13 protein-coding genes and 1 pseudogene are annotated in these 11,099 nt (G+C 59.4%); 5 read left to right on the top strand and 9 right to left on the bottom strand.

Going from position 1 to position 11,099, the window contains the following annotated elements:
• Together KBZ15_RS09825 and KBZ15_RS09830 are read right to left on the bottom strand one after the other, a co-directional pair.
• Positions 1-628 (bottom strand): annotated as a pseudogene (locus tag KBZ15_RS09825) (hypothetical protein); the annotation flags it as partial.
• A complete protein-coding gene (locus KBZ15_RS09830) occupies positions 625-882 on the bottom strand; it encodes a helix-turn-helix domain-containing protein (RefSeq protein ID WP_254930918.1) in 258 nt (85 codons plus the stop codon). The gene KBZ15_RS09830 and the pseudogene KBZ15_RS09825, both read right to left, overlap by 4 nt.
• A gap of 1,087 nt (positions 883-1,969) precedes the next feature.
• Between KBZ15_RS09830 and KBZ15_RS09840 the strand changes: the two genes are divergently transcribed.
• Positions 1,970-3,493 (top strand): FAD-binding oxidoreductase, encoded by a 1,524-nt coding sequence (locus KBZ15_RS09840; protein ID WP_255015035.1) that lies wholly within the window; start codon positions 1,970-1,972, stop codon positions 3,491-3,493.
• A 220-nt stretch (positions 3,494-3,713) separates the two neighbouring features.
• Here the strand turns inward: KBZ15_RS09840 and KBZ15_RS09845 are convergent, their stop codons facing one another.
• Positions 3,714-4,127, bottom strand: coding sequence for a hypothetical protein (locus KBZ15_RS09845; RefSeq protein WP_254930916.1), 414 nt, complete (start codon positions 4,125-4,127; stop codon positions 3,714-3,716).
• 37 nt (positions 4,128-4,164) lie between these two features.
• Between KBZ15_RS09845 and KBZ15_RS09850 the strand changes: the two genes are divergently transcribed.
• Positions 4,165-4,380 (top strand): PAS domain-containing protein, encoded by a 216-nt coding sequence (locus KBZ15_RS09850; protein ID WP_254930915.1) that lies wholly within the window; start codon positions 4,165-4,167, stop codon positions 4,378-4,380.
• Between the two features lie 142 nt (positions 4,381-4,522).
• Here KBZ15_RS09850 and KBZ15_RS09855 read toward each other — a convergent pair whose 3' ends face one another.
• Positions 4,523-4,909: a nuclear transport factor 2 family protein gene (locus KBZ15_RS09855; protein ID WP_254930914.1), complete on the bottom strand. Its 387-nt coding sequence runs from the start codon at positions 4,907-4,909 to the stop codon at positions 4,523-4,525.
• A gap of 148 nt (positions 4,910-5,057) precedes the next feature.
• Here KBZ15_RS09855 and KBZ15_RS09860 point away from each other — a divergent pair, with 148 nt between their 5' ends.
• Positions 5,058-5,237: a hypothetical protein gene (locus KBZ15_RS09860; RefSeq protein ID WP_254930913.1), complete on the top strand. Its 180-nt coding sequence runs from the start codon at positions 5,058-5,060 to the stop codon at positions 5,235-5,237.
• 84 nt (positions 5,238-5,321) lie between these two features.
• Positions 5,322-5,516, top strand: a complete 195-nt coding sequence (locus KBZ15_RS09865) for an ester cyclase (protein ID WP_255015037.1) — start codon at positions 5,322-5,324, stop codon at positions 5,514-5,516.
• 1,292 nt (positions 5,517-6,808) lie between these two features.
• On the opposite strand, the gene KBZ15_RS09870 is transcribed toward KBZ15_RS09865, so the two are convergent.
• From KBZ15_RS09870 to KBZ15_RS09890, 5 genes are all read right to left on the bottom strand, one after another.
• Positions 6,809-7,501: a carbonic anhydrase gene (locus tag KBZ15_RS09870; protein WP_255015038.1), complete on the bottom strand. Its 693-nt coding sequence runs from the start codon at positions 7,499-7,501 to the stop codon at positions 6,809-6,811.
• Between the two features lie 187 nt (positions 7,502-7,688).
• Entirely contained in the window at positions 7,689-7,877 is a 189-nt protein-coding gene (locus tag KBZ15_RS09875; RefSeq protein WP_254930910.1) for a hypothetical protein, read from the bottom strand.
• A gap of 124 nt (positions 7,878-8,001) precedes the next feature.
• Positions 8,002-8,655, bottom strand: a complete 654-nt coding sequence (locus tag KBZ15_RS09880) for a L,D-transpeptidase (RefSeq protein WP_254930909.1) — start codon at positions 8,653-8,655, stop codon at positions 8,002-8,004.
• A 43-nt stretch (positions 8,656-8,698) separates the two neighbouring features.
• On the bottom strand, positions 8,699-9,793 hold the full coding sequence (locus tag KBZ15_RS09885) for a transporter substrate-binding domain-containing protein (protein WP_255015040.1): 1,095 nt from the start codon (positions 9,791-9,793) through the stop codon (positions 8,699-8,701).
• A 59-nt stretch (positions 9,794-9,852) separates the two neighbouring features.
• The gene (locus KBZ15_RS09890; RefSeq protein WP_254930921.1) at positions 9,853-10,272 is read right to left on the bottom strand and encodes a nuclear transport factor 2 family protein; all 420 of its coding nucleotides are present in this window, start codon (positions 10,270-10,272) and stop codon (positions 9,853-9,855) included.
• A gap of 100 nt (positions 10,273-10,372) precedes the next feature.
• Between KBZ15_RS09890 and KBZ15_RS09895 the strand changes: the two genes are divergently transcribed.
• Positions 10,373-11,059, top strand: coding sequence for an AAA family ATPase (locus KBZ15_RS09895; RefSeq protein WP_255015042.1), 687 nt, complete (start codon positions 10,373-10,375; stop codon positions 11,057-11,059).
• The last annotated feature ends 40 nt before the right edge of the window (positions 11,060-11,099 follow it).

Below are 11,099 nucleotides of genomic sequence, written 5' to 3' on the forward strand. Positions count from 1 at the left end.
TGATCAATATTCGTGCCCGAGCAGAACGCCCCTTGATGGAACTGATGGGCGGATCGGATACAGAGGTGAATGACGCTACAAAGTAATCAATAGGTCGCGGATCATCTCTCTCGCAATCCAATCTGAAATGTCTTTGATTCGTGGCATTTACAAAATTATCAAGGCGCCAGTAGATCCATCCCCAAATAAGCAATGAATAAGGGATAAAGAACAGCAATTGAGTAATAAGTGCAAACCTGGGAGATTCACGATCAAAGACGAGTAGATTAAGGCCTACCAATTGAATAAACATCCTCGCGACGATATATAGTCCAACAAGGTCTAAATACCTTCTTACCCAGTTTGGCCTGCCTTGATAGGCGGCCAGGCACACCAAAGGCACTAGGAATAAGGGTACTGTTACAAAGGATGCGGCAGTGAGAATAAAAGACTCAAATGAAACAAAGGCGGCAAGCACTCCTCCGTTGCTACCCAAGATTGACTTGGTGCCATTAATAAAAAATATGTCTTGAGAAAATAAAAGAAAAAACAAAACTAGAAAGAAAATATCCTCCCAGTGGCGAGACAAATAGGATCTAAAAGGGGAGGAAGAATTGTGGTCTTTGTTCGTGCTGAAAAATTTAGTCATTGAACGACGACCTCCAACAGATCCTCAATCCCGCAATCCAGTACCGTAACAATCTTCCCTGCCAACTCCAAGGAAAGTGCTGATGCTGCTTTTGGGTCGTCAGCACTGCGACCCAATCTTGTGATTGTTGTCGCTGCCACGCCTGCCGCCACTGCCAACGAATTCATCGTAACTGCCTTCTCACCCGCCTCAGCACGACGCAGATTTGCCTTGGCGATTGCTTTGGCAAGTGTGAAGCGTACTTGTTTTCCCATAAAGCACACAATTCTTCAATTGCCTTAGCAGGGTAAGGCAGTAACTCAACTCGCAAACATAGTATCTAATAAGAGACACTGAGGGTCATGCATCAAAGCCCAGCGCCGCCTGAAACAAGACAAATCCCGTAAAGACAACGATGCCAAAAGCACGGGAAGACCAAAGAGAACCCAAAAACTCCGCTTACACGCCACTTCTGAAGCAAATATGAAGAGGATGGTCTCACAAGGGGGGTGGCAAAACTTATTGGTTCATCTCGCAATCTTCTGGGCGCGAAACGATAGGCATTCAGTTTTCTGTGCTGTGATTGCAGCGTTAAAGTTCAAAGAAATCCGCCCTGCCCGGCGTTGATTACTTACGCGCCCGCCTACCTAAGTGTCGCCGCGCACCCAGATGGTACGGCTTGCTGCACTTCAGGGTCGGTGCACGCTGCTGGGCGGACAGCGCTGACAGCTAGCGGCGCGATAGCTACCGAGCTCTGTCTGGAACACGCTTTCGAGCACGAAGATCTCCTCTCCGCCGGGATGGGCGGGTCGCTCAATGCTGCTGCATTGGCGGAGCGCACGAGCCAGGTGGCCTTAGCTACTCCATCGGTGATGGCGTCCCCGCCAGGGCGGCGATGATCGCCTACCTAATTGTCGCCGCGCATTCCGCGGACGAGTCAACGGCGATCTTCTTTTCAGTTACGATCTGGAAGACCCGATGGCGGTGGTGGACGGCCGTGCCTCGCTGCCGGAGGAATGCAGGCTCAGCCCACCTGAGAGCCGGAATGATCTCGCGGCACAATTCCACGAGTTGTTGAACACCTCCGCCTTTCTGGAGGCACTGCCACACCACCAGGTTGAACTGCATCGCCCGGAATCCAAGCCGTCGGGCCGCCTGAACAGTTCCGCTGCCTCAAGCAGAGGCAGGCGCCTACAGCTTCCTCTGCCGATTCACTTGCAGGGAGAGCAGCTGGTTATCGCTTGATCGTCCCAGTAGAAATGTGTCGTTCAGTCGGGTGATGCCACACCTCAGCCCAATCGGCATGGTGGTGTCCGTCTACGGCAGGGAGATAGAATTAACAAATTATTGTCAGGTTCGGCCATGGGCTCAGCACCGAAAAAGCCCGAAATCGGTGCCTTTGGCTTCGGGGAGGGATCAACCCCGGATGGAACTGGCGATGATCAAGGTAGTGGTGCGATCGAATGCGTTGAGCCGAAGGATGCATGGTTATTGCAGCGCACCTATTGCCTCAGTGGCAACAGGCTGCTGAGGACGAGTAGCGACGGTTCGATCCCCTCAACAACCTGCGCCCGCCAAGTCTACCGTCCTCGATCAGCCCAGGAGATCGCCGAACTGGTCAGATCGATACCAGCGACTATCGCCATTGCCTGCGTGGGCGGAGGACACGAAACATCGAACGCAGCAATGTTCGCCAGTAGCGAAGCGATCGTTCTGGATCTGGTACACCTGAAGTCTATCGCGTTTCACCAGGAGGGCGAAAGTTCATTGGTCACGGTTGAAGCCGGTGTGGTTTTTCGTGAGCTTGTCGAGGCCGTGAAGGGCCGTCAAGCCGCCTTGCCGGTGGGAACCGGTCCGGATGTCGGAGTTGTGGGCTATATCGTCAACGGTGGATTGAGTGGCTACTTCTCGCGGCGTCTCGGCTTGCTCGGACAGCGGGTAGTCCGCCTGACCATGGTTACGGCAGAGGGTGACATCCGGGTGCTCACTCCTGAGGACGACCTGTTTATAGCGATGTTGGGAGCCGGTAGTGCTCTTGGCATCGTGGTCGACGTCACGATTATGATGGGCCCCGCGAGCATACTGCAGAGCGCTGAGCAACGGGTTGTTGCTTACGAAACCCGGGAGCAGGCGGTGGCCTTTGCACGCGGCGCACTCCGCATCCAGAGAGACTCCACGCTTCCCAACGACTCCGTCTCGATGGAGTTGGTGGTCACTGGGACCAAGGCTTTAGTGGTTACAGTTGTATTTTATGACGCCTTTAAAGGAAGCACCGCAGAGTTTGTGAAGCCGCTGGAGGCTCTCGCGGCCAGCTTGAATCTTTCGATAGTCTTGAAATCGCACTGGAGCACGTGGTACGAAGCGGCGACCGCCCTATGGCCGGTCATCGCCGAAATGAAAGGCAGTCCGCTAGGCATGCTTCAACACTCCATGGGAACCAATGGTCCGCCTACCGATGCTGTCCTTGACTTCATCTGCGACACCGTCGTTGCCGAAGCGCCTCTGGATCAGGCCCAGTTTTCGATCGTGGAAATTCGGACGCTGGGAGGCGCTGTTCTCTCACAGAGCGAGATTCCCACCGGCAACTGCCATCACCAGTTCTTTGTCGATCTCATCACCCTCTACGACGCCAAAGCCAAGACGGTGGCAGAACGCCAGGAGATTGCCACCCTCACCCAGCGGGTCATGGAGAAGGCGCAGCACGTCGATGGCCTTTCGCTCGACTTCAGCGGCACTCACTCCCAGCCCGACGACGTCAACTCCTCGGTGACAGCATCCGGGATTTTTGGCACGGAAGCCATGGCGGACAGCATCAGGGGCCTCAAGAAGATTGTTGACCCGACCAATCGTTTCCGGTTCCACCCGTTTGCGAAAATCCTCGGCTGAGTTGCGGCCCTTTGGATCTCAGAGGTGTCACGGCTTGCTCTGAGGAGCCCTCACCCCTGAGAAGCGCCAGAGGCCTGCACGGCTCAATGGGCGCCATCGAGTTCTGCAGCAGTCTGCGGCTCACGCTTGTGGAGGCCCCTAGAACTCATTTATCCCCTTGGCAAGCCATCCTGAGCCGGAACGACCGTTGAGTGCCGGCTCAGGGTTGATCCGGCTTGGACTAAGGCTGATGCGCTGAGTTTGGATCAGGTGGAGCGGGTCTGGTATCGGAGCTGTACAGACAGCTCTGTCTGGCGGTGGTGCGAATGAAACCCACGGCGCTCGGACCGCAGAGCCTGATGACCTCGCCGGCGCGGGCCAGCCCGAATCCGCAGAGACGAAGAAGGACCACCAACATGCCGATCGGGTTGGCCGCTCTGAACAGCCCCTGGAAGCCGGGGAGATAGATCCAGTCCATTCCCAGGCCGGTGAGTACCTGAATCGCCAGGGCCGTGAGCCCCAGAGGCTCAAAAACCTCCTCGAAGGCGCGGACCTGGGCAGCGCTCTGTGCTCGCAAGGCCCTGGGGAACAACCCCAGATCCAGCACCAAATGCCCGCCAGTCCACACCGTGGCGGCCAGGGCATGAACAATCACCAGCAGCGGAAAAACAGGCAGAGCAGCTCCTTTGCAGGTGATCGTTGATCTATGCGACGCTGCGGCCTACGCCATGGATCTCGATGGCAACTACACCTACGCCAATGCGGCGGTGCAGCGCATCTTTGGTGCCGACCTTGCTGGGATCATTGACAAGGATGACAGCCACTTCTTCGACCTCGAGAAATCGAACGTCTTGCGTGAGAACGATGTCGAGGTGATCGCCCACGGCACCTCAGTCGCGCGCGAGTAGCGCGACATCATCAAGGAGAGCGGTGAGGAGCAGGAGTATTCACCATCAAGAGCCCTCTGCGCGACCCATCCGGCACGATCGTGGGCATGTGCGGACTATCGATCGACATCACCAATCGGGACTAGCTAGCTACCTCTGGCCCCTAAAAGCGATCGGTGTGGTGATGCACCACCCGCCAGTGGCCCAATTCCTTGCGGAAGATCGTGGTGGCGCGAATGTCGCTCTTGATCGCTTCGCCGGCCTTGGTCATACCGCAGGTCCGCTCCATGCAGACCAGATATCCCATCTCAGCGGATTCCACGAATTGGTGATCATCAACCTCCAGAGTCCCCTCAAATCCCATGGCAGACTCCCGGGCGAATTCCTCCATCACGGCGGTACGCCCGGTGTAAGTGGCACCCATGGGCCCCAGGTGGCTGATGTCGTCGGCTTCAGACCAGATGGCTTCAAAGGCAGAGATATCTCCCGCCAGCAACTTGTTCCCGGCTGCATAGAAAGCGTCAGCTGCAGCTTGCAGGGTGGTGGTCATGGGTTGAGCCTGCGTTGGCTGCTGGTTTCAGCAGGATGGTAGCCAAGCGCCTACATTTGCATACTTCATTTCGGATTCGGCCAAGGCCTCTCCATCCAACGTGGCCGTTTTGCCAACCTCCACTGCGGCAGCCTTATTCGAGGCTCACATGCAAGCGGAGCCCAATTCCGATCTCGCCGGCACCATGGTCACCATGGTCGACGCCCCCCACCTGCTCAAACTCGCCTCAGGCACGGGCGGCCAGGGGGCAGACGGCGTGGCCACGTTCTATGCCACCCAACTTATTGACCAGTTTTTTCCGCCTGATGTGGAGTTCATCTCCACCTAGCGCACGGTGGATGGAGAGCGGCTGGTAGATGAACTAGTGATCCGCTTCAGCCACACTTAGACAATCGGACACCTACTGCCCGGCGTGGCGGCTACAGGTCGGGCTGTGGAGATGGCCCTGGGTGGGATCGTGGGAGTGCGTGACGGCAAGGTGGCCTACGAGCACATCTATTGGGATCAGGCGGGTCTGCTGGCCCAATTGGTCCTGCTGGATCCAGAAGGCCTGCCGATCGTCACAGACACCGCCCGGGGACTGCTCGCCTACACCGGCAAAGATTGAACAAGTCTCTACGGAAGAACTATCTTACCCGGTCGATCAGGACTATGAGAGCGAGGATTGATGAGCGGCCCCTGGTGCAGTTGCCCGCTGTAGTCAGGCGGTCCCACGCAGCCATGGTCGGAGCTCAGTGGTGGTGGCCGGAAGGGCGGCCGTAGCAATGGGGCGAAACGAAATCAAGCCAGATGGCAACACTCGGGAGAGGTAGAGCTGCTGATGGTGTCGCCCGGGCCGGTGGACTTATATACAGCTGTTGCGCTCTGGCCCTGCTGAGGTCACGCCCGCCAATTAGTGGTGCTCCCCCGGCTCCCCGTAGAGGGTGCAGCCGCAGGCATCGACCACCGCAGCCAGGGTGTCGCGCAGGGCATCTGCCAGCTCGACCACCAGCTACTGGCTAAGCCTGTTGCCGGCGTCGGTGTGACCGGAGGGCCTGCAACGTTGGCTGGTGTGCTTCTGGTCGGCGGCGATCACGGTGCGGCCGCACTCCTGGGTCCTGACCTCCAAAATCGTACGGGGCTTTCCCAGGCCGGAATTAGAATTCAGTGGTTCATCCTACCTTTGGCAGCGACCTGATTCTGCAGGAAGGTGCCTGAACCGTCCTCTGCTGGCTTTGGGGCGGGCGGCTAACCCCTTGGGACCATCGACCTCGAGGCCCTCTATGCCCTTGGCCTCGTCCTCGGTCATGCGCGCCCGCAATTCCAGCGTGGTTCGGGCCCCCCCGGGGACGCGGCGTTGATGCCGTGGCAATCGTTGGCTTGCGCTTGATCACTGCGTTGTCTGGTCATCCGAGGACGCCGTGCGCCTGGGTTACCGCACGCGTGTACTTCTGCCAGGTTGCCGTGCCATTAGCCGAGGGGGATCGCTGGAGCGCGCTTTAGCTTCAATGCGCCAGGCCGGTGTGGCCCTGGAAACCAGCGGGGAACTGGGTTGAGCGCCCTCCCGGGGATGGTGACAGTCAGCGTGCAAATAATTGGGCTAAAATTTATGAGATGGGCATAATGCAGCGGCCAATCTTTCCGCCTTCTTACCATGATGCAGCCAAATTACTTGCACATGGATTAAACTCGGCGCCCCCGCATCGCTGCTAGCGGGCAGCTGGTTCACCCTTAAAGAATCCGTGGCATCTGTTCTGGCGAAGGCGATCTCAGGGGATTAACTCATGTCCCTTGAAGAGCGCATCACCCATGGGGCGCCTTCTAAATGCTCTGTTGCTGAGATCCGCACTAAGGCCGCATCGAACTGGGACAAGCGCACAAACGAGTGGCTGGGGCTCTGGCGTGTGTAGGTGCGGACGCTCAGCGCTGCCGGGAGATGGACGCTTGTGCGGGGCCGGGATAACCAATCGGCTCCACATGTCCCATCCAATCGATCGCGGAACTGTGCAGGTCGTAATAGCCCGCTACCACCGCCAAATGACCAGCGCGCACCCGATCGGTCAGCAGCACGCTGGAGTGCACCAGATTGGCGGCGGCGCTGAGTGTGTGGCGCCGGCAGGATTCTTCCAGGGAGAGGTGCTCGCCATACTGCAACAGCTCCATGCGCAGCTGGCCCACCACCTGGGAAAGGCTGGGCGTGAGCAGCAATTGAGGGTTAAGGGCGGCAGATACGGCGCCACAGGCCTCATGCCCCAGCACCACAACCAGCGATACATCTAGATGGCCCACCGCATATTCGAGGGAGGCGATCGCTGCAGTGGTACTCATCGTGCCGGCATTGCGCACCACAAACAGGTCGCCGAAACCTGAGTCAAAGAGCAGCTCCACCGGCACCCGCGAATCGGCGCAGCCGAGCACTGCCGCTAGGGGATGCTGCCCTTCCACCACAGCCCGCATGCGTTCTCTAGTGGTGTGAGGATGTATGGAGTGGCCATCTAGAAAACGTTCGTGGCCCTCCTTTAGCCAGCGCAGCACGGCGTCCGGTCGGACCAGGGGGGATGGGTCCTGATCTGGGAGCTGGTTTGGTTCAGGGGGAGCGCTTGATTCGGCCATGGAGAGCAACAAAACCAAGTGGCACTTTGAGTTCTTCCTAAATCGCACCCCCACAGTCTGCGCAGATGTTCAATACGAACAGCTCGTGTTAACTGACATGGGAAGCGCCAACAGCTTCTGGGGGTCCGAACATATGTTATCCATCCTGAGCCCATCAGCAGATCGCCTGTACCCAGGGGCGTTTAGCTCAGACAGTCGGTTGGGTTCCCCTTGCGCTGGTGTCTTCTTCGATTCGGTAATATTCTCGATCGTCCGAGCAGCAGAGATCGGCGTAGTAGCGTTCGAGTTCCTGATGGGCCTCGTTGTAGCTGGCGTATAGCCGCTTGGTGATGGCATCGCTGACGCCGTCATCGCGTCGTATCCGGTATTTGGTCATGGATCAGTAGTAACGGCTGGGGGATTTCCCCGGGTGATCGATATGCCGCAGCAGCACACCCGAGCACGTGAATTGATTCATGTTTGTAGTGAAGCTTGCTTCAAACTAATCCACCAGGCGCCTTTCACGGCGTGCAGGGTCCTTTGGCACTGATCACCACTTCATCGCCCAGCTTCACGGCCGAGAGTAGGCCCTGGAGTGCGGGCTCGGCTACGTTCACGCAGCCACCGGTCACCTTTTGGCCGATGCGTTTGTCGTTATTGCTGCCGTGGATGGCGAAGCTGTACCAGCGGAATTTTCCTTCGTAAGTGTTGAAGGCGAACGGCTGCTTGACGCTGCCCACCGGCGCCAGGCTCACGTAGCCGCTGCCGTATTCCCGAGTTTCACCATCGCCGTCAAAGTCGATGGCGTTCATGTTGCGGAAGAGAGTTCGGCGCAGTTCAGCTTCGCTCTTGCCTGATTGGACGGCCAGCGCCGGCTCCATCTCGAAGCGATCGTGGCTGAAGATCCCATTTACCCGGAAGCGCCCCAGCGGCGTGTAGCCCTCCTCGAAGCGGCTGCCGGCGCAGGTGATGCCGTTCCGGCCGAAACCCACCTTGAAGACTTTGCGCTGCTGGCCGCGGGTAAGAATTCCATAGCTCCTGGACGGCGCCTTCTGGTCGAGCTCGATCCGGATCGGTCCCGTTACTGCGGATGCGTTCTCACGGGAGGGGTTGCCGCCGCAGCCCGCCAAAGCTAGGCAGAACCCCGCAAGGGCCAGCGATGGAAGACGGTTCATGGCGGCAAGTTGCTCGCACCCCATGTTGCCGCGCCCCCAGGGTCTACCAGCCGTTGATCGCCTGACGGCGCAGCTGGCTCACCACCCCATCTCGTTTCAGCCGGCCGAGGGCCACGTTGATCCGGCTGACACTTGCGTTGTTCAGTGTGGGGGACAAGGCAAAAGCCTGGCTCTGAGGATTGAGGTCGCGTAGGGCCAGGCCGAAGCGCTTGTCGGAGATCTGTTGCAGCAGGAAATCAAGTTGGATGTCATCGGCCATCACCGCATCTACTGTGCCAGCTGCCAGCAGGGAATCGGCATCCGGCACCCGCATCAACTTGCGTAACTGGATCGGCGGCTGCAGGCCGCTGCCATTCAGGCCTCGCAGCAGCTCTTCGCTGACACTGCCGGGACGCACGGCCACCCGTTGACCCGCCAGATCGTTGAGGCTGCGCACCGAGCGGCTGGCCAGGTCCTGATTGCCACGCACCACGTTGATTGTCACGTAGCTCACCAGCAGGGACGCGCTGACGATCCGCACCAGGTAAGCCAGAAAAACCAGGGAGTGACCCCGGGCTGTCACCACCACCGTGTTGGTGCCTGGCCCGGTTGCCAGCACCTGAAAGATCAGGGCAAAGCCGCGGCGACGACCCACTTCCCAGGCTGCCGGTTTGCTGCCGGAGCGCTCCACCCGCCATACCGCCACGCTCAGCAGGCCGATAAGGCCCACATAGGCCAGTAGCAGGCGAATCAGGTCGGGGCCCAGCAGCGACTGCAGGAGCGATACCCCGAGGTCCAGCCGGGAGCGAAGGGTCATCACCCCCAGTCCAGTCTCCTGGAACGGCAGGGAGAAACGGTTGCTCCCCAGCCGTTCCGGTGAGACGGTGATGCAGCCGATGGCCACATCCAGTTCACCGCGGCGGGTGGCCTCCAGCAGGCTGGCGGGGTTCTCCCGTGCCACCAGCACGTAGGGCAGCCGCTCCTGGTCGGCGATGCGTTGCCACAGCTCCACGGCCATCCCGCTCCAGCTGCCCTGTTTGCGGAACGAGCAGGGCTGGGAGCCATCCGCCACCCCCACCCGAAGCACCGCAGCGGCCTGCAGCGGCGTGGTCGCCAGGAGCAGACCGATCGCCAGGGCCCGCAGCAACGGTATTGGCAACTGGAATACGGATCTATGCACCGATCCTGGCAGGGGGGTGCGCCAGCTCCCTAGCTCCCTCAGCCCACAAAGCGCCCGTAGAGCCAGCGCACGAAGCCACCCAATAGCGGTACCGGCCCGAAGGTGGGGCCGACGAAATCGAAGTAGTCGCGGTGGTCGCAGATCCTGCCCTCGCCGTTGAACAGCAGCCGGGTGGCGCCCGGATACACAAACTCGATTCCCTTGATCTTCAGCCCCATCTCCCACTCCACGAAGGCGCTGTTGCCTTCGATTGCGATGGCGCCAGGGGTGAGATAGGTGTCGTCGCAGCGCTTGAGCAGGCCCTCCTGGGCGGCGATGTAGGCCGCGATGCCCTCGCGCTCCTGGGTGGGATCGCTGAAGTGCACATCCTCGGCGTAGAGCTCCCGCCACTGGGCCTCGCTCGGCCCGGGGGCGCCGTAGGGCTTGCTGAACAGGGCACGCAACTGGGCAGTGTCCACCACTGGGGCTATCGGGGGGTCAGGCTCAGGATGGCACTCTCGCCTGGGGGCTGGCCTCTAGAGAAGAAGTGGTGTTTGGATTGGTCAGCAGGGCAACGCCATGAGAATCGCTATCAGTGGATCCCACAGCCTGGGCAAATCCACGCTGGTGCGGGATTTTCAGGCTGCACACCCAGACTTTCAGCTGTTTGATGAGCCCTACCGGGAGCTCTTCGCCCGCCAGGAGCGCATCCACTTCGGCGAGCGGGCCAGCCAGCGCTGCAACCGCTTGATGACTCAGCACGCCATTGATCGCATCAACCAGGCACGGCTGCAGATGCCCGAGGCCCGGGTGATCTGCGACCGAAGCTGCCTGGACTTCATCCCCTACTCCCTCTACGCCCGCGCCATGGGTAGCAACGAGGGGCTACCCAGAGATGAACGTCTCCGCACGGTGGAGGTGCGTCCAGACATGCAGGAGAAAAACGATTTGCCCTTTCCTTCGGACATCAATGCCGCCTTCATCGAGCAGCTGTGGTCCATGATCCTCGAGAGTCAGGCCCTGGCCAGTTACGACCTGATCGCCTTCCTGCCCCTCACGGGCGAGCCAGGCATCGACCCCTGCCTGGAGAACGACGGCATCCGTTCCGTGGAAGGGGCCTATCGCGCCTGGGTTGATGCCGCCTTCAAGCAGCTCTATCGCCATGACCTGCCCGCTCGCTGTCCCCAGGCCTGCCGGGTAGTGGAGATCAGCGGTGGCAGGCCTGAGCGGGTCAAATCGCTGGAAGAGGCGATCGGATTGGTCTGAATCTGCCACCCCTGAATCTGAAAGCCCTGAATCTGAAAGC

Source organism: Cyanobium sp. BA20m-p-22 (assembly GCF_024346275.1).
Classification (GTDB): Bacteria; Cyanobacteriota; Cyanobacteriia; order PCC-6307; family Cyanobiaceae; genus Cyanobium_A.